General features: G+C 60.0%; 17 protein-coding genes. 11 read left to right on the top strand and 6 right to left on the bottom strand.

The features are described from left to right. Nucleotides 1-63: 63 nt before the first annotated feature. On the bottom strand, nt 64-288 hold the full coding sequence (locus BM160_RS17600; RefSeq protein ID WP_092007470.1) for a hypothetical protein: 225 nt from the start codon (nt 286-288) through the stop codon (nt 64-66). Between BM160_RS17600 and BM160_RS17595 the strand changes: the two genes are divergently transcribed. The 6 genes from BM160_RS17595 to adk all read left to right on the top strand — a co-directional run bounded on the left by BM160_RS17595 (nt 275) and on the right by adk (nt 4229). Continuing rightward, nucleotides 275-907 (top strand): MotA/TolQ/ExbB proton channel family protein, encoded by a 633-nt coding sequence (locus tag BM160_RS17595; protein WP_092007469.1) that lies wholly within the window; start codon nt 275-277, stop codon nt 905-907. The two genes, BM160_RS17600 and BM160_RS17595, sit on opposite strands and share 14 nt — an antisense overlap. Next, complete coding sequence (locus BM160_RS17590; RefSeq protein ID WP_092007468.1) at nt 904-1332, top strand: ExbD/TolR family protein; 429 nt, start codon at nt 904-906, stop codon at nt 1330-1332. Before BM160_RS17595 ends, BM160_RS17590 begins: the two co-directional genes overlap by 4 nt. Before the next feature lie 49 nt (nt 1333-1381). Beyond that, nucleotides 1382-2413: a tetraacyldisaccharide 4'-kinase gene (lpxK, locus tag BM160_RS17585; protein WP_092007467.1), complete on the top strand. Its 1032-nt coding sequence runs from the start codon at nt 1382-1384 to the stop codon at nt 2411-2413. Beyond that, entirely contained in the window at nt 2394-2576 is a 183-nt protein-coding gene (locus BM160_RS17580; protein ID WP_092007466.1) for a Trm112 family protein, read from the top strand. Before lpxK ends, BM160_RS17580 begins: the two co-directional genes overlap by 20 nt. A gap of 46 nt (nt 2577-2622) precedes the next feature. Further along, complete coding sequence (gene kdsB / locus BM160_RS17575; RefSeq protein WP_092007465.1) at nt 2623-3381, top strand: 3-deoxy-manno-octulosonate cytidylyltransferase; 759 nt, start codon at nt 2623-2625, stop codon at nt 3379-3381. Nucleotides 3382-3572: 191 nt separating this feature from the next. Then, nucleotides 3573-4229 carry an adenylate kinase gene (adk, locus tag BM160_RS17570; RefSeq protein WP_092007464.1) on the top strand — a complete coding sequence of 219 codons (657 nt, stop codon included), beginning with the start codon at nt 3573-3575 and terminating at the stop codon, nt 4227-4229. A 60-nt stretch (nt 4230-4289) separates the two neighbouring features. On the opposite strand, the gene BM160_RS17565 is transcribed toward adk, so the two are convergent. After that, a complete protein-coding gene (locus BM160_RS17565; RefSeq protein WP_092007483.1) occupies nt 4290-5966 on the bottom strand; it encodes a M14 family zinc carboxypeptidase in 1677 nt (558 codons plus the stop codon). Nucleotides 5967-6048: 82 nt separating this feature from the next. Continuing rightward, complete coding sequence (locus BM160_RS17560) at nt 6049-7002, bottom strand: asparaginase (RefSeq protein WP_092007463.1); 954 nt, start codon at nt 7000-7002, stop codon at nt 6049-6051. 117 nt (nt 7003-7119) lie between these two features. On the opposite strand from BM160_RS17560, the gene lexA reads away from it, so the two are divergent. The 3 genes from lexA to BM160_RS17545 all read left to right on the top strand — a co-directional run bounded on the left by lexA (nt 7120) and on the right by BM160_RS17545 (nt 9572). Further along, entirely contained in the window at nt 7120-7824 is a 705-nt protein-coding gene (gene lexA / locus BM160_RS17555) for a transcriptional repressor LexA (RefSeq protein WP_177219057.1), read from the top strand. 144 nt (nt 7825-7968) lie between these two features. Next, complete coding sequence (locus tag BM160_RS17550; RefSeq protein WP_092007481.1) at nt 7969-8364, top strand: hypothetical protein; 396 nt, start codon at nt 7969-7971, stop codon at nt 8362-8364. Between the two features lie 200 nt (nt 8365-8564). Further along, nucleotides 8565-9572: a D-2-hydroxyacid dehydrogenase family protein gene (locus BM160_RS17545; RefSeq protein WP_092007462.1), complete on the top strand. Its 1008-nt coding sequence runs from the start codon at nt 8565-8567 to the stop codon at nt 9570-9572. Nucleotides 9573-9670: 98 nt separating this feature from the next. On the opposite strand, the gene BM160_RS17540 is transcribed toward BM160_RS17545, so the two are convergent. Beyond that, nucleotides 9671-11719: a type IV pilus assembly protein FimV gene (locus tag BM160_RS17540; RefSeq protein WP_092007461.1), complete on the bottom strand. Its 2049-nt coding sequence runs from the start codon at nt 11717-11719 to the stop codon at nt 9671-9673. 56 nt (nt 11720-11775) lie between these two features. Between BM160_RS17540 and BM160_RS17535 the strand changes: the two genes are divergently transcribed. Continuing rightward, nucleotides 11776-13296, top strand: coding sequence for a 3-hydroxyacyl-CoA dehydrogenase (locus BM160_RS17535; RefSeq protein ID WP_092007460.1), 1521 nt, complete (start codon nt 11776-11778; stop codon nt 13294-13296). After that, nucleotides 13297-14076 (top strand): oxepin-CoA hydrolase, alternative type, encoded by a 780-nt coding sequence (locus BM160_RS17530; protein WP_092007459.1) that lies wholly within the window; start codon nt 13297-13299, stop codon nt 14074-14076. It begins immediately after the preceding gene. Between the two features lie 191 nt (nt 14077-14267). Here the strand turns inward: BM160_RS17530 and guaA are convergent, their stop codons facing one another. Together guaA and guaB are read right to left on the bottom strand one after the other, a co-directional pair. Continuing rightward, nucleotides 14268-15887, bottom strand: a complete 1620-nt coding sequence (gene guaA / locus BM160_RS17525; RefSeq protein WP_092007458.1) for a glutamine-hydrolyzing GMP synthase — start codon at nt 15885-15887, stop codon at nt 14268-14270. A 72-nt stretch (nt 15888-15959) separates the two neighbouring features. After that, entirely contained in the window at nt 15960-17429 is a 1470-nt protein-coding gene (guaB, locus tag BM160_RS17520) for an IMP dehydrogenase (RefSeq protein WP_092007457.1), read from the bottom strand. Nucleotides 17430-17454: the final 25 nt, after the last annotated feature.

The following is a 17454-nucleotide window of genomic DNA, read 5'->3' as shown; positions in this document are numbered from 1 at the left end:
GACCTCACTTGGGTGTTGTGATGAACTCGTATAACTCATTGATTTTGAATAACTTAATTTCGCTCAAAAATTCATCATTTTGTCTGGCGCCCGCAGCGGCGTGCCCCTGCGGCGGCTGCGCTGCCACTTGCCCACAAAGTTATCCACACATTTTGTGGGCCGTGTCTTACCAAAGGTGCGGAGAAAAACATTCACAGACAAGGTCTTGAAGCAGCAGATTGCGCAGTAGGTGTAGGCCATAATCCAGCACAAATCATCTGCTTGGAGTTGTGCATTGTTTTCGATCATACAAGCCGCAGGCTGGCCTATCTGGCCCTTGATTGCCTGTTCCATCCTGGCTCTCGCGCTGGTCATTGAGCGCTTTTTCAGTCTAAAAACGCCCAAAGTCGCGCCCCCCAGATTACTTGACGAAGCGATCACCGTCTCCCGCGCTAGTGTTCCCTCCTCCAATGTGGTGGCGCAACTGGAGCAGAACTCCCTGCTCGGCGAGGTGCTGGCCAGTGGTTTCAGTGCCTTGAATGCCAATCCGCGCATCAGCGAAGACGATCTGCGTTCCACGCTGGAGGGCGCTGGTCGCCAGGCGGCGCACAAACTGGAGCGCTACCTGACGGCGCTCGCCACCATTGCATCGGCCGCGCCTTTGCTCGGCCTGCTTGGCACCGTCATCGGCATGATTGAGATTTTTGGTTCTCAAGCTGGTGGCGCCAGCAACGCCGCCGGTGGCAACCCGGCGCAACTGGCGCAAGGTATTTCAATCGCGCTCTACAACACCGCTTTTGGCTTGATCGTGGCCATCCCCGCGCTGATTTTTTGGCGTTATTTTCGGGCCCGTGTGGATGGCTACCTGCTGGCCATGGAACTGGCAACAGAGCGCTTCATGCGCCACCTCAACACCTTGCGCAAATGAACTTTCGCCCTCGCCCGCGTGATGAGCCGGAGATCAACCTGATCCCCTTCATCGACGTCTTGCTCGTCGTGCTGATCTTTTTGATGTTGTCGACCACCTACAGCAAGTTCACCGAACTTCAGGTCAAGCTGCCAGCAGCCGATGCGGAGCAGCAGCGCGACTATCCCAAAGAAGTGATTGTTGCGGTGAGCAGCGATGGCCGCTACATGGTCAACAAGGCGCTGGTAGAAGGCCGGAGCATAGAACGGCTTGGCGCCGCACTGCTTGAAGCGGCCAAGGCCGGCAAGGACAGCGTCATCATCATCAGCGCAGATGCCAGTGCAACGCACCAGGCGGTCATCAGCGTGATGGAGGCCGCCCGCCGCCAGGGATTGACGCAAATCACCTTTGCCACCCAGAGTAGCGCGCAGGCCGGCGCGAAGTAAATCCCGCTTCGCTTTCATCCGCCCTTCTCCGTGACATGGCAAGCAACGCGTGAAACAACTTCTGCCCAGGGCTTGGCTCACACGCGGCTGGCTGGCCTGCCTGCTCTGGCCACTGGCGCAAGTCCATGGCCTGCTGGTACGACTGCGCTTGCTGATGTACCGCAGCGGCCTACTCCCGTCCGAGCGCTTCCGGGTGCCGGTGATCGTCGTGGGCAATGTGGTGGCCGGCGGCGCTGGCAAAACCCCGCTGGTGATCAGTTTGGTCAGGCATTTGCAAGCCCAGGGTTTGGCCGTGGGCGTGCTATCGCGCGGCTATGGGCGATCCGGCCAAGGCAGCCTAGAAGTCCGGCCAGAAACTCCAATCAATGAGTCCGGTGACGAGCCAGCCCTTATTCGACGGGCGACAGACGCTCCTGTTTTTGTAGCACGGAAACGTCCCGAAGCACTGCGATCCCTGCTGGCGGCCTACCCAGCCTCGACCGTGGTGGTGTGCGACGATGGATTGCAACACTACGCCTTGCAGCGCGACATCGAGATTGCCGTATTTGATGACAGAGGCGTGGGCAACGGCTGGCTGTTGCCGGCCGGCCCGCTGCGCGAACCCTGGCCTGAACGCCAGCGCCAGGGCCTTGATCTGGTGCTGCATACCGGCCAGCAACCTGCCTTCGAAGGCTTCACGTCCAGCCGGCAGCTTGCCGACCACGCACAAACAGCCGATGGCCGCCAGATTGCCTTAAGCGCGCTGCGGGGCCGGCCCCTGGTGGCGCTGGCGGGCATAGCCAGCCCCGAGAGCTTTTTCGGCATGCTGAGGACGCGCGGCTTGACCTTGGCAAAAACCATTCCCCTGCCCGATCACCATGATTTTGAACATGAGGATTTGAGCGCCTACACCGGCCAGACCGTGCTGTGTACAGAAAAGGATGCCGTCAAACTGTTTGCCATACCGGGTCTGGCTGGGCTGGAGTTGCTGGCCATCCCCCTGGTGTTTTCACCCGAACCGGCTTTTTTTGTGGCGCTGGATGCGCTGCTGAGGCCCAAGCTTTCTCAATTACCATCTGAGCATGGACACCAAACTACTTGAACTGCTGGTCTGCCCCGTGACCAAAGGGCCACTTGAATTCGACCGCGAGAAACAGGAACTCATTTCGCGCAGCGCCCGCCTGGCCTACCCGGTGCGGGACGGCCTGCCCGTGCTGCTGGAAAACGAAGCACGAACGCTGACCGATGAAGAGTTGGGCTTGTGATGCCGGCTAAACCTAGCGTTCAAAACATGGCCCAGGCCTTTCCCGCATGAGTTTTACCGTCCTTATTCCAGCCCGCCTGGCCTCCACCCGCCTGCCCAACAAACCCCTGGCCGACATAGGCGGCGCGCCCATGGTCGTGCGTGTGGCGCAGCGGGCCATGCAAAGCCGGGCCAGCCGCACAGTGGTGGCCGCTGACAGCCCTGAAATTATCGAAAAATGCGCCGCCTTTGGCATTCAGGCCGTACTGACCCGGGTGGATCACCCCAGTGGCAGCGACCGGCTCGCCGAAGCCTGCAGCCTGCTCGGCCTGCAGGACGATGACATCGTGTTGAATGTGCAAGGCGACGAACCGCTGATAGATCCAGAACTGATCAACGCCGTGGCCCAACTGCTCATAGAGCGCCCAGACTGCGCCATGAGCACGGCCGCCCATTCGATTGAACAATTGGCCGATCTGCTCAATCCGAATGTAGTGAAGGTGGTGCTGGATGCACGCCAGACCGCGCTGTATTTCAGCCGCTCGCCGATTCCTGCGGCACGCGACTTTGCTGGCAAGGCCTGGTGGGAGGCTGGCAGCACACTGCCCAAGCCGCTGCGCCATGTGGGCATTTATGGCTATCGTGTCGGCTTTTTACGGCAATTCCCAAGCCTGCCACAAGCCCCGCTGGAACAGCTGGAATCACTTGAGCAATTGCGCGCCCTCTGGCATGGCCATCGGATTGCGGTACACCTGACCGACGCTGCACCCGGCCCTGGCGTGGATACGCCAGAAGACCTGGAGCGAGCGCGCAAACTATTTGTCTAGCGATCAATGGCACCCCATGTGCGCCGGTGTAAGTTAGCTAGCGTAATCTGCATGCTATCCTTGAGGGCAAAGCAGGTATGAGGTCTGCGGGGCGTGCTGGCAGCCCCTCAATACCTGCAAAGCAGCCATGGGAGACAGGTTCATTCACAACCCCGGCTGACTTTCCAAATTTATAAAATCCGAGGACATTCATGAGACTGATTTTGTTGGGCGCGCCTGGCGCGGGCAAAGGAACACAGGCCACCTTCATCTGCCAAAAATACGGCATCCCCCAGATTTCTACCGGCGACATGTTGCGTGCAGCCGTCAAGGCTGGCACACCGCTAGGCCTTGAAGCGAAAAAAATCATGGATGCCGGGGCGCTCGTCAACGACGACCTGATCATCAACCTCGTCAAGGAACGCATTGCGCAGCCCGATTGCGACAAGGGCTTTTTGTTCGACGGTTTTCCGCGCACCATTCCCCAGGCCGATGCCATGAAAGCCGCCGGCGTGAAGCTTGACTACGTGCTGGAGATCGATGTGCCTTTCGAGGCCATCATTGAGCGCATGAGCGGACGTCGCTCGCATCCAGCCTCGGGTCGCACCTACCACGTCAAGTTCAACCCACCAAAGATCGAAGGTCTGGACGATGTCACGGGCGAGCCACTGATCCAGCGTGAAGACGACAAGGAAGAGACCGTGGGCAAGCGCCTGGAGGTTTACAGTGCCCAAACCCGTCCATTGGTGGACTACTACTCCAACTGGGCCAAGAGCGAGCCCGATGCCGCGCCCAAATACCGCGCCATCAGCGGCATGGGCGGCGTCGACGAAATCACTGACAGAGCCTTCAAAGCACTGGCAAGCTAAAACCGCCCGAGCAGTTGCGCAAAAAGGCCGTCCTCTGGACGGCCTTTTTCATGTCCGCCATCAAAAAATGGCCAGCACTGGGTATCTGCGCCACGCCGGCTCGGCAAAACGCTTGCAGTTTTCAAAAATAAAGCCCAGCACCCTGCTTTGGTCTGACAGCAGCGCGGGGTTTTCGGCCCTCCACTGCTCAAACCTGGACTTTAATTCGGGCTCATCCTTGAGCAATTGCAGCGCCATGTCTTCAAACACGTAGTCCGAAAAGCGCTCTTTCTTTTCCAGCACGCTGTTGAAAAACCCCCAGCGAAAGAAGCTGTCGTGGGCCAGCGGCTCCAGGGTTTCCACGATATAGCGAGCAGCATCCTGTTGCAGCGGAATCCAGTAATCGCCGACCTGCAGCTCGGCGGTTTCCGTCTGGGTTTGCAGCGTCAGCTGTTCGTGGAACATGTGACCCTCATAGGGTGTGGGCCGGCTTTGCACCGCCTGTATGCGATGAACCTGCGCCGCCACAGACTTGGCCGCGCTCAAGCGCTCCATCTGCACACCGTTCCAGGCCAGACGTTCCGTTACGGCGCGCCAGGCTTGCGGCACCACATAGGCCTGGGGCGCTGGCACCACCACGTCCTCGACAAAGTGGGTGTAGTAGTCAATGTCACGCTCCCAGGGCTGCTCCCTGTCATAGGCCAGACGCTGGTAGTTACCCAGCAGGCTGGGCCGGTAGCTGGCCGCATAGCCCTTGAAGCGCACGCGGGAAGCACGCGATTCGTCCATCTTCCAGCTGACCGGCCACTGCGTTTTTTGCCGCCCCAGCTGTTTCGCCTCTTTCCTGAGAGCCCGGATTTGCGCTCCATGATCGACCGTGAACTGCAGCGTCACGTCCAGCAGCGCACGCATCGAGGCATAGCGATCTGCAAAGGGCTTGAGCATGTGGGTCTCAGGCATGAAGCCTATGGTGTGGTGCAAGGCTGCATAGCCGGTGGAAAAGCGCGGCCCATCCAAAAAATCGGCAATGCCCTGGTCCGGGCTGGTTTTGAACGGGTTCACATAAGGACAGGTCGGCCAGCCGCGCGCCTCCATGCCCAGGTAAATGGCGGGCAGCATGGACTCCCGCAGAAAACGGCCCAGACCGCGGCCCAGCTTGTCAGCCTGGGTATGAATCAGGGTCATGGTGTAGCTGTAGTCGGCCCCATTGGAAGTGTGGGTGTCGACCATCACATCCGGGTCCCAGGCACTGAAGAACTGGTTAAAGAGCTGTGCATTCAGGCTGTCGCACTTGATGAAGTCGCGGTTCAAATCGAGGTGTTGGCTGTTGCCTCGAAAGCCAAAAGACTCCGGACCATCCTGGTTGACCCGGCTGCTGTCGTTGCGATTAAGGCAACCATCGACGTTGTAGATGGGAATGAATAAATACACGGCGCTACCCAGTGCCGTCAGCCGTTCCGGCGCCAGACACAGGTCTCGCACCAGCGCCATGCAGGCGTCTATGCCCTCGGGTTCGCCAGGATGTATGCCGTTGTTGTTGAAGAAAACCGGCCGGCCGGCGCGCTGGATCTGCTCGCGATCAAACACCCCATCGGCGCTGACGACACCAGCATGTATTGGCACGCCCGCGTCGGAAATGCCTATCTGAGAAAACTGCAGCAGACGGGGAAAGCGCAGCGCCAGCGCTTGGTAGAACTCGATACAGGCCGCCCAGTCGGTGGTCTGATTCTGGTTGCCTTGTTCGTAGGGGGTTTGCATGGTGTGGCAGCCTTGATCGCTCATTTGAAACAAAAATCTGACGCCGAGCCTACCCACTTCCGGGCAGGCGGGGACAAGGGCGCTAGCGGCCCAGCAAGCCAAGCATGAGTGCCACCCTGGCCTTCACCGGACTCAAGCCTTGCGAGTCCGCCAGGGCGTCACCGGGCTTGGAAAGCACCCGGCCGTTGGCACAACGTGTGGCCCGGACAACTTGCACGCCCGCGGCCTGCGCCTGCAACAAGGCCGCTTCCAGCGCATGGTGCACAGAGCCATTGCCGGTAGCCGCAACGACCAGGCCCTGCACGCCTTGAGCCACCAGCGCCTGGACCACAGCGCCACTGGCACCGGCATGGCTCATGACAATTTCTACCCACGGCCAGTCTGTTGCGTGATTCATATTAGCTATGCTATTTATAGCTACCTCCGACCGTCCCTCTAGGGCTAAAGGCCAATTTCGTAACAATCTGAGCCTCCCCTCTTCCACATAGGCAAGCGGACCCGCATCGCCCGAGCTAAAGGCGTCCAGCTGGTAGGTGTGCATTTTCTGCACGTCCAGCGCACTGTGAACGGTACCGGCACAGACGGCAACGACCCCGCAAGCTCCCGGATGCCGGGCCACGGCCATGGCATCGAGCAGATTTTGCGGACCGTCTGGCGCCAGGGCCGTGGCTGGACGCATGGCACAGGTCAGCACCACCGGCTTGGCTGAATCGCAAATCGCCTGCAGAAAATAGGCGGTCTCCTCCAGCGTGTCGGTACCGTGCGTAATGACAATGCCCTGAATCTCCGGCCGGGCCAGAAAGTGCTGGACGCGCCCGGCCAACTGCGCCCAGACCGCAAAGCTCATATCCTTGCTGTCGATTTGCGCCACCTGCTCGGTAATGACGGGACCCGCTTCGACGAGTGCGGGAATCGCGTCAACCAGTTGCTCTATGCCGAGCTCGGCGGCGGTGTAACCGATGTTGTCAGCGGCACGGGCCGCCCGGCCGGCAATCGTGCCGCCGGTACCTAGGATCACAATGGTTTGAGGTTGCATGGGAAATGGACTTGCGTTCTTTAAAAAACTGTATAAAAATACAGTTACTGGATATTAAAACAGGCATCAAGCCAAATGGCCGTCAGCACCGAGCGGCTAAAGCAAGGAGTCCCTATCATGAGCGCCCTCAACGATTTCGCACGTTTGTCCTCTGAAATGCCCAAGCTCACAGCGCGCCAGCAGCAAATTCTGGAGCTGATTCAGAGTGCGATTTCCCGCACCGGTGCGCCCCCCACCCGAGCCGAAATTGCGGCTGAACTGGGTTTTCGCTCCGCCAACGCCGCCGAAGAACATTTGCAGGCACTCGCCCGCAAAGGTGTGATCGAGCTGGTCAGCGGCACCTCGCGCGGCATACGCCTGCGCAGCGATACCTTGCGCTCCCTGAACGAATCCCGCACCAAACAGTTCTCCCTACCCTTGCCAAGTCTGAGCCAGCTCACCCTGCCCTTGATAGGTCGAGTGGCAGCCGGCAGCCCGATTCTCGCGCAAGAACATATCGAGCAAACCTACTTTCTTGAAAGCAGCTTGTTTCAGCAGCAGCCAGACTATCTGCTCAAGGTGCGCGGCATGAGCATGCGCGATATCGGCATCATGGACGGCGACCTGCTCGCCGTCAAACAAGCGAAAGATGCCAGCAATGGACAGATCGTCGTGGCCCGGCTCGGCGACGAAGTGACCGTCAAACGCTTTCGCCGCAACAAGCAGCTGATCGAACTGCTGCCAGAAAATCCCGACTTCAAAACCATTGTGGTGGCGCCCGGCGAGGCCTTCGAACTCGAAGGCCTCGCCGTTGGCTTGATCCGCAACAGCATGGCGTTCTAGCCACCCCTTGTTTCAGTCGCGCAGCAGGTGGCGGGCGTTTGGTCATCAATGGCCAACACCCTGATGCAGCGGCTCCACTGGCGGTGCAAAACCAGCCGGTCTGAAATCCTGCCTGTGCAAACCTCTCTCAAACAGGAGTTCACCATGGGAATGATCCGTTTTTCGCACCCGTCAATGCTGTCGCGCCTACTCACGCCTGCCCAGGCATTGAGCGCGTGGTTTGTACCGGCACAGCGCAGTTCTGGCAAGCCTTCGCGGCCGCAAGCGCCTGAACAAGCATCCAAGCAACTGCCCCTGCCCTTTAGCGCCGACATTGAAATTGCTCCCGGCAAGCCGGTAGCCACCCCGTGCACCACCGACCCTTCAGACAAGGCCAGCATGAAAGCCACGACCTGCCACCGCCTGAAAGTGGTGCGCGAATTCGATGCAGGCGTCGCCCCCGCCTGCGCCGGTCGCATGGTGATCTCTGGCCGCATGTCCGATGTTTGCGCCGAACTCGAGCGCATGAGCCTGCGCGAGGCCACTGTGAGATCCTGCTGAAGAAGGCAGAAAAAACTCCCTGCTCGGCACGGCTGCTCATTCATGCGGCTTAAAAGCCTGGGCCGTCCGCTTCACACGCTCAGACACGCAGACTTCTGCTGTCAGCCTCAAGGCAATTGCGTTGCCTTCCGATACAAGTTGCCTCTTATTGCGCAATAGGCCAACTGCAAGATTAAAAATCTTGCAGGCACAATATCGGCATGAATATTGTGATTCTCGATGACTATCAGGATGCAGTGCGAAAACTGGCTTGTGCGGCCAAACTGGATGCGTATCCTGCCAAGGTTTATACCAATACGGTCAAGGGCATAGGGCAGCTGTCAGTTCGGCTCAAAGACGCCGATGTGATTGTGCTGATTCGCGAACGCACCCAGCTCAATCGCCAAGTCATTGAGAAGCTGCCCAGGCTCAAGCTGATCGCTCAAACCGGTCGCGTTGGCGCTCATCTCGACGTGGCCGCTTGCACGGAACGCGGCATTGCCGTGGCCGAAGGCATAGGCTCTCCTACCGCTCCAGCCGAACTGACCTGGGCACTGGTGATGGCGGCCATGCGGCGTTTGCCCCAGTATGTGGCGCATCTAAAGCATGGCGTATGGCAGCAAGCCGGACTCAAGGCCGCCTCCATGCCGGTCAATTTTGGGCTTGGCTCGGTACTCAAAGGCAAGACACTGGGCATCTGGAGCTATGGCAGGATAGGGCAAATCGTTGCCGGTTATGGCCGAGCCTTTGGCATGCGCGTTGTGGTGTGGGGCGGTGAGGCATCGCGCGAATTGGCGCAAGCCGACGGCTTTGAAGTAGCCGCCAGCAAAGCCGATTTCTTCGAGCAATGCGACGTGCTCAGCCTGCATCTGCGCCTGCATGAGAATACGGTTGGCATAGTGACGCTGGAAGATTTGTCACGCATGAAGCCCACCGCCTTGCTGGTCAATACCTCAAGGGCTGAGCTGTTGGAGCCCGAATCCTTGATTGCGGCGCTCAACCGGGGGCGCCCGGGCTTGGCTGCAGTGGACGTCTTTGAGTCAGAACCTATTTTGCAAGGCCATGCACTTCTCAGGCTGGAAAACTGCATCTGCACACCGCATATCGGCTATGTTGAGCAGGACAGCTATGAAATGTATTTTGGGGCGGCATTTGACAATGTGGTCAACTTCATCAAGGGAACGCCCACCAATATCGTCAACCCCGGCGCTTTGCAAGTACGCCGCTGATCAGGGCGAATCACTGGACGCATGGCCTAAAACAATGGCCGGGCAAAGACTTCATTGGTGAAACCCCAGGCCCCACCAGCACTTGATAGCACCCGTCATCACAGCTGCCGACGCTTCAATGGAAAATCCTCGAGCTCCAGCAGCTTTGCGCCAACTCCAGGCTGCGGCAACCGGGTTGCTTGCGGAGCCTTTGGCTGCGCCGCTGGCGACCCGGAAAAATCCTGGCTCAGGTCAATGTCAAGGCCCAGGCGGTGCGAGACCGGGGGGCGGGTCGGATCGAAATCCTTCGTCGGTAGCGTCAGCTTTGTCGGGCCATCGCTCAGTTCGCTCGACTGGTTCTTACTATTGACGTCCCCTTTTGTCGAAGGCGCCACCACGACACCCGATGCAGCAGTTCGAACTTCAACTGCCTGTTCCGCGACTTTCTTGGCAATCCCCTGGAGCAGCAGTAACTCGCCGTAGGCCTTTAGGCTAAAAACCTCGTCCACTGAACCTGGTTTGCGAAATAGCCACTCATCAATGAGTTCCAGCACCAGGGGTGTTGCCCACAAAGACTCAAGACGCGCAAGCACGGCTTCATAGCCCTCCAGCCCCCGGCCGTCCATGGCGTACTCGTCAAACCTTGGCGCTTCAGCGTTGAAGATATTGTTGAAGTCCTTGCGCAGCAATTCATAGTCTTCGCTCCGCCCCAAGCGCTGATAAAGCTCAAACAGGTCAAGGTAAGCAGGGGCGCTGTCTTCCGGGTATTCGCGAATATGTTGACGCAAGACTTCAGCCGCCTTGTTCAAATCACCTAAAGAGACAAAAAAGTTGGCCTGCTGCTGTACATCGAACAACTCCTCGGCCTTCACACTGCGCGAGATGCTGGGCAAAAAATTCGGCTGATTTTTGGGGTCAAATGGCCTGAGCGGCTTCTCTGCAGGCGGCGTATTGATCACTTCGAACTTAGGTTCATTCAGACTAAGGTCGAAATCAAGTTCAAATTCTTTGAGGCCCCCTACCTCGCCCGGCAGGGTGAGCTTCAAATTGCCTGCTGCGGATTTCGGGTCGGCAAAGGTTTCCTTAGCGGGTTCCGCTGGTCTATCCAAGTTTTTACGCCACCAGGGACGGGAGGCCGATTCACCGGCAGACCGTCGACTGCGACCCCAGAACAGCAGCGCCACCAGCGACGCCAGAACCAGCAGTGCGCCCAAAACATAGACCAACCAGTTGGTGTAACGCTCGCTACGCGACTGCTCAAGCTGGGCCTGGAGTTCCCTGACTGCTTTCTCGGTCTGTTGGCCTTGGGCCAGCATCCTGGCCACATCCGCCTCTAGAGATTTCAGCCGCTGATTATCGCGTTGACGCTCCTCAGGTTGAGCCTGGAGTGTTTGCCAGTGCGCCGCAGCCGCGGCCTGTTGCTGCGCATCGGCAGCCGGCCTGCTCACCAGTTCCGGCGAGGTGCGCAGGATCTGGCCGCGCTCCGGCATCAAATCAGGGGCCTCCAGCTTCAGACGGGAAAGCGGGGGCTTGCGGGGTGGCTGCGCCGTCACTTTGGCAGCCGCTCGCACGGACGCCGCGGCGGGGCCGGGCGAGGCGCCAGCAGCCGTACTAGCCGGGCTCGCCTTGGCCGGACGGACTTTGGCGGTCGCGGCCTTTGGCTGTGACAAGCGGGGGGCACCCTCTGCGCTCATCCTGGGGCCACTGTCGGTGGACAATGGCTGCACAGGCGGCTGCGCCCTTACCGCTTCGCCGCTGACAGCCGGTGCCTGACTGGCGTTGCTGCTCGAAACCTCGGCAAAAAGCACGTATTTGCGCGTATTTTTTTGCGCACAACCCTCGCTCAGGTAGACCGTCACCACGGGCTCGTTCACAGAAACGCTGGTCTGTATCCTGATCAGTACTTCTCCGGCGTGGGTGCCTGCGGTCATGGATGTGCTGACCCGGCTTGGCGCGATCTGACTGTCGCCGAAAAAAACCTCTGCCGAGGCGCAAAAGGTCGACAGCTCTTCGGCCCTGCCCAGTTGCGCCGTCAGCGTCGCGTCCAGAGGCTGGCCGACCAGAGTGGCCCCGCGCATCCGCCCCAAGGAGACCGAAAAACTACTGGCAGCAGACCCCAACAACAGGGCGCCGAGTATGTATTTGAGAGGGAGGCGGATGACTGTCATGAGTCGTCAAATTTTCCCACGCCCCCTTCGCAAACTCAGTCAGCCATAATTCAGAAATGGAACTAATTCACAGAAACATCGGAATTATTGGCACAGGTGCCATGGGTCGCGGCATCGCGCAAATCGCCGCGCAAGCGGGTAGCCGGGTCATGCTGCAGGATGTGCAGGCGGGAGCCGCTGAAAAAGCGCGCGAGGCTATCTGCGCACAATGGGACAAGCTGGTCGAAAAAGGCCGGCTGGAAGCCGCAGCGGCCAACGACCACAAGGCCCGCCTCGGGGTCGCCAACTCGCTGTCCGAGCTTTCGAACTGCGACCTGGTGGTGGAGGCCATCGTGGAAAGGCTGGACGCCAAGAAAGCCCTGTTCGCCGAACTCGAAACCATTGTGTCCGCCCACACCATCCTGGCGAGCAACACTTCATCCCTGTCGATCACGGCTATTGCCGCCTCGCTCAAGCACCCCGAGCGCTTGGCCGGATACCACTTCTTCAATCCCGTCCCGCTGATGAAGGTGGTGGAAGTCATCGCCGGCCTGAAAACCAGTGCGGCCGTTTGCGACGCCCTGAGCCAATATGCCCGCCAGATGGGGCACACGCCGGTGCTGGCGCAAGACACCCCGGGTTTCATCGTCAATCATGCCGGTCGCGGCTACGGCACAGAAGCCCTGCGCATCGTCAGCGAAGGCATCACCGATTTCGCCACCATAGACCGCATCCTGCGCGAGCAGGCCGGCTTCAAACTGGGTCCCTTCGAGCTGATGGACCTGACCGCACTGGACGTATCACACCCGGTCATGGAGTCCATCTATCACCAGTACTATCAGGAAGATCGCTACCGCCCTAGCGTCATCACGGCGCAGCGCCTGGCTGGCGGCATGCTGGGGCGCAAAACGGGTGAGGGCTTTTACCGCTACGAAGACGGCGTGAGCCACGTTGAGGCCGAAGCTGCTGCCCCCGTCGTGGAAAACATGCCACCGGTCTGGGTTTCCCCGCGGGCCGCCAGGCGCTCTGAGTTGCTGCAGTTGCTCAAAGATCTGGGCGCCAAGATCGAAACAGGCCAATCACCCTCCATGGAAGCGCTGACGCTGGTAGCACCGCTGGGCTTTGACATCACCACGGTCGCCGTCGTGGAACGGCTGGACCCGGCGCGCACCGTTGGCATAGACATGCTGATTGACGACGCTGCCACCAAGCGCCGCGTGCTGGCCACCAACCCCGCCACGCGCACCGACATGCGCGATGCCGCCCATGCCTTGTTTGCACGCGACGGCAAGTCCGTCAGTGTGATACGAGACAGCGGCGGCTTTGTCACGCAGCGCGTGGTCGCCACCATCGTCAACATTGCCAGCGACATCTGCCAACAAGGCATCTGCAGCCCGAAAGACCTGGAAACCGCCGTCACGCTGGGCCTGGGCTATCCCATGGGCCCGCTCGCCATGGGCGACCGTTACGGCCCGACCAATGTGCTGGAAGTGCTGTTCAACATGCAGACCGTGTATGGCGACCAGCGCTACCGCCCTTCCCCGTGGCTACGCCGCCGCGGCGCCATCGGCCTCAGCCTGACCCATCAGGAGAGCTGAATGTCCGGCGCGCTGAAAAGCACCAGCGAGGGCCTTAGCCTCATTCTGACGCTCAGCAATCCTGAGCAAAAAAATACGCTCGGGCCCGAAATTTACGCAGCAGGCATTGAAGCCCTCAACGCCGCCGAGAACAACCCCGAGATCCGCAGCGTGGTGATCACCGGCGAGGGATCGATGTTTTGCGCCGGCGGCAATTTGCAGCGTCTGCAAGCCAACCGGCGCGAAGCACCCGAACTACAGGCCCAAAGCATCGAAGGCCTGCACAACTGGATTGAGGCCATCCATACCTACCCGAAACCGGTGATTGCCGCCGTTGAAGGCGTGGCCGCCGGTGCCGGTTTTTCACTGGCGCTGGCTTGTGATTTTGTGGTCGCCGCCGACAACGCCGTGTTCGCGATGTCTTACAGCACGGTGGCACTGTCACCCGACGGCGGTGGCAGTTGGAAGCTGGCACGCGCCCTGCCGCGTGCCCTGGCCAGCGAGCTGCTGATGTGCGGCGAGCGCATCAGTGCCCAGCGGCTGCTTGCGCTGGGTCTGGTGAATCGCGTGACCGGCGCGGGCAGCGCACTCTCACAGGCGCTTCAGTTGGCAGAACAGCTCAATGCGCGCGCCCCCAATGCCCTGACCAGCATCAAGGAGCTAATCAACGACGCGTCGACAAATACCTTGAGCCAGCAACTTGCCAGCGAGCGCAACTACTTCGTGCAGAATTTGCACCACAGCAATGGCGGCGAAGGCATCGCAGCCTTTCTGGAAAAACGCATACCGCAGTACCGTTGAGCACACCCGGCGCGAATCGGTGCAGTTTGTGCCCCGTCGCGTGATTACTCCGGTCAACAGACCCATTCAGGCTGAATCGCTTGACCAGGGAAAACCTTGCACAGGTCGATAGCCATAAAAAAACCCTCTTGAAAAACAAGAGGGTTTCGTCACCTTTCGACGGCGATCAATCGCCCACTGACAGGCTCAAATCACTCCCACTCAATCGTTGCTGGCGGCTTGCTGCTGACGTCGTAGGTGACGCGGTTGATGCCGCGCACTTCGTTGATGATTCGGCCGGAAACCTTTTTGAGCAGCGCGTAAGGCAACTCGGCCCAGTCGGCGGTCATGAAATCGCTGGTTTGCACGGCGCGCAGCGCCACCACGTAGTCATAGGTGCGGCCGTCGCCCATCACGCCCACGCTTTTCACCGGCAAAAACACGGTGAAAGCCTGGCTGGTCAGCTCGTACCAGGTCTTGCCGGTCTCCGCGTCCTTGAAGTTGCGCAGCTCTTCGATAAAAATCGCGTCGGCGCGACGCAGCAGGTCGGCGTATTCTTTTTTAACTTCGCCCAGAATCCGCACGCCCAGGCCAGGGCCGGGGAAGGGATGACGGTACACCATGTCGTGCGGCAGGCCAAGCGCCACGCCGAGTTCGCGGACTTCGTCCTTGAACAGTTCACGCAGCGGCTCCAGCAGCTTCAAACCCAGTTGCTCGGGCAGGCCGCCGACGTTGTGGTGGCTCTTGATGGTGACGGCTTTTTTGCTTTTGGCACCGCCGGACTCGATCACATCCGGGTAAATCGTGCCCTGGGCCAGCCATTTGGCGCCCTTGTGCCCGCCGTCGCCAGCCTTGAGCCTGGCGGCCTCGGCCTTGAATACCTCGACAAACTCGCGGCCAATGATCTTGCGTTTGGCTTCAGGCTCGCTGACGCCGGCGAGGTGCCCCAAAAACTGGTCGGCGGCATCGACGCGAATCACCTTGGCGTGCAGCTTGCCGACAAACATGTCCATCACCATGTCGCCTTCGTTCAGGCGCAGCAGGCCGTGATCGACAAATACGCAAGTCAGCTGGTCCCCGATGGCGCGGTGGATCAGCGCCGCAGCCACCGACGAATCGACGCCGCCGGACAAGCCGAGAATGACTTCTTCGTCACCCACCTGCTGGCGGATTTTTTCGACCGCTTCGCTGATGTAGTCGCCCATGACCCAGTCAGGGCGCGTGCCGCAAATACCGAGCACAAAGCGCCGCAAAATGGCATCGCCCTGCTTGGTATGCGTGACTTCGGGGTGAAACTGCACCGCGTAAAAGCGACGCTCTTCGTCGGCCATGCCGGCGATCGGGCAGGAGTCGGTAGACGCCATGAGCTTGAAGCCGGGCGGCATTTCCGTGACCTTGTCACCGTGGCTCATCCAGACATCCAGCATGCCCTGGCCTTCGGCCGTGGTGTAGTCGGCAATGTCTTTGAACAGTGCGGTATGGCCACGGGCGCGCACATCAGCTGAACCAAATTCGCGCATGTGGCCGGTTTCAACCTTGCCGCCGAGCTGCTGTGCCATGGTTTGCATGCCATAACAAATACCGAGCACCGGCAGGCCCAGCTCAAACACGGCTTGCGGTGCGCGGTCGGTGCTGTCTTCGGTGACGCTGGCATGGCTGCCCGACAGGATGATGCCCTTGAGCGAGCCATCTTTGGCGTACTCGCGCACCCAGTCGTCCGTCACATCGCAGGGATGAACTTCGCAGAAAACATGGGCGTCGCGCACGCGGCGCGCAATCAGCTGGGTGACCTGGGAGCCGAAATCGAGAATGAGGATTTTCTGGTGTTGCATGAGGGGCTAGTCTTCTAGGCAAAAAAGAAAAAGGCGTCTGGTTTATCAGACGCCTGTGGGTCGGTTCAAGGTTCAATCAGCCCTGTAATTGGGGGCTTCTTTGGTGATCTGCACATCGTGGACATGGCTTTCGCGTATGCCGGCCGAGGTGATCTCCACAAACTCGGCCTGGTTGTGCATTTCCTCGATCGTGGCGCAACCGCAGTAGCCCATGCTGGCACGCAAGCCGCCGGCCATCTGGAAGATGATGGCGACCATGGAGCCTTTGTAGGGCACGCGGCCTTCGATGCCTTCGGGCACCAGCTTGTCTGCGTTCGGGTTGCCGGTGGTGGCTTCCTGGAAGTAACGATCGGCGCTGCCCTGCTGCATGGCACCAATGCTGCCCATGCCGCGGTAGCTCTTGTAGCTACGGCCCTGGAACAAAATCACTTCGCCAGGCGCTTCTTCGGTGCCGGCAAACATGCCGCCCATCATCACCGTGCCCGCGCCGGCCGCGATGGCCTTGGCGATATCGCCGCTGTAGCGAATGCCGCCGTCGGCAATCAGCGGAACGCCGGTGCCGCGCAAGGCGGTGGCGACGCTGTCAATGGCCATGATTTGCGGCACACCGACACCGGCCACGATGCGGGTGGTGCAGATGCTGCCAGGACCAATACCGACCTTGACCGCGTCGGCGCCGGCTTCAACCAGTGCCAGCGCTGCCGCACCGGTGGCAATGTTGCCGCCAATGACGTCAACGTGCGGGTAATTCTGTTTGACCCAGCGCACCCGCTCAATCACGCCCTTGCTGTGGCCGTGAGCTGTGTCCACCACGATGGCATCGACGCCGGCCTTGACCAGCGCTTCAACACGCTCCTCGGTGCCCTCGCCCACGCCAACCGCCGCGCCAACGCGCAACTGGCCGCGTGCGTCGCGCGCGGCATTGGGGAAAGTGGTCTGTTTGGTGATGTCCTTGACGGTGATCAGGCCCTTAAGCACGAAGTCATCATTGATCAGCAGCACACGTTCCAGCCGGTGCTTGTTGAGCAAGGCCTTGGCGTCGGCCAGGGTGGCCGTTTCAGGCATGGTGATCAGGCGCTCGCGCGGCGTCATGATGGTGCTGACCGGCACATCCATGCGCGACTCAAAGCGCATGTCGCGTCCCGTCACAATGCCGACGACCTTGCCACCGTCGATCACAGGGAAGCCCGAAATGCCCAATTGTTCGCTGAGGGCCATGACCTGGCGCACCGTGTGCGTCGGCGTAATCACGACCGGATCACGCAGCACGCCGCTTTCGTAGCGCTTGACCTTGGCCACCTCGGCCGCCTGCTGCTGGGCCGTCAGGTTTTTGTGCACGATGCCCATGCCGCCTTCTTGCGCAATGGCAATCGCCAGCCGGGCTTCGGTGACGGTGTCCATGGCCGCCGACACCAGAGGTAGGTTCAGGCGGATATTGCGGGAAAACTGGGTGGAAAGTGAGGCGTCCTTGGGCAGGACTTGGGAGAACGCTGGCACCAACAATACGTCGTCGAAGGTAAGCGCTTTGCCGATGAGGCGCATAGAGAGAGCTCCAAAAACGCGATTG

The sequence above is a fragment of the Polaromonas sp. OV174 genome (assembly GCF_900112285.1).
Classification (GTDB): domain Bacteria; phylum Pseudomonadota; class Gammaproteobacteria; order Burkholderiales; family Burkholderiaceae_C; genus Polaromonas.
Note: the sequence above shows the minus strand (reverse complement) of the source record. Positions and strands in the feature narration are given on the sequence as shown.

Bases quoted from the DNA above. Each gene is read 5' to 3' on its own strand.
- BM160_RS17600 (WP_092007470.1), bottom strand. From the start codon at position 288: ATGATCGAAAACAATGCACAACTCCAAGCAGATGATTTGTGCTGGATT.
- BM160_RS17590 (WP_092007468.1), top strand. From the start codon at position 904: ATGAACTTTCGCCCTCGCCCGCGTGATGAGCCGGAGATCAACCTGATC.
- BM160_RS17580 (WP_092007466.1), top strand. From the start codon at position 2,394: ATGGACACCAAACTACTTGAACTGCTGGTCTGCCCCGTGACCAAAGGG.
- kdsB (WP_092007465.1), top strand. From the start codon at position 2,623: ATGAGTTTTACCGTCCTTATTCCAGCCCGCCTGGCCTCCACCCGCCTG.
- adk (WP_092007464.1), top strand. From the start codon at position 3,573: ATGAGACTGATTTTGTTGGGCGCGCCTGGCGCGGGCAAAGGAACACAG.
- BM160_RS17565 (WP_092007483.1), bottom strand. From the start codon at position 5,966: ATGCAAACCCCCTACGAACAAGGCAACCAGAATCAGACCACCGACTGG.
- BM160_RS17560 (WP_092007463.1), bottom strand. From the start codon at position 7,002: ATGCAACCTCAAACCATTGTGATCCTAGGTACCGGCGGCACGATTGCC.
- lexA (WP_177219057.1), top strand. From the start codon at position 7,120: ATGAGCGCCCTCAACGATTTCGCACGTTTGTCCTCTGAAATGCCCAAG.
- BM160_RS17550 (WP_092007481.1), top strand. From the start codon at position 7,969: ATGGGAATGATCCGTTTTTCGCACCCGTCAATGCTGTCGCGCCTACTC.
- BM160_RS17545 (WP_092007462.1), top strand. From the start codon at position 8,565: ATGAATATTGTGATTCTCGATGACTATCAGGATGCAGTGCGAAAACTG.
- BM160_RS17540 (WP_092007461.1), bottom strand. From the start codon at position 11,719: ATGACAGTCATCCGCCTCCCTCTCAAATACATACTCGGCGCCCTGTTG.
- BM160_RS17535 (WP_092007460.1), top strand. From the start codon at position 11,776: ATGGAACTAATTCACAGAAACATCGGAATTATTGGCACAGGTGCCATG.
- BM160_RS17530 (WP_092007459.1), top strand. From the start codon at position 13,297: ATGTCCGGCGCGCTGAAAAGCACCAGCGAGGGCCTTAGCCTCATTCTG.
- guaA (WP_092007458.1), bottom strand. From the start codon at position 15,887: ATGCAACACCAGAAAATCCTCATTCTCGATTTCGGCTCCCAGGTCACC.
- guaB (WP_092007457.1), bottom strand. From the start codon at position 17,429: ATGCGCCTCATCGGCAAAGCGCTTACCTTCGACGACGTATTGTTGGTG.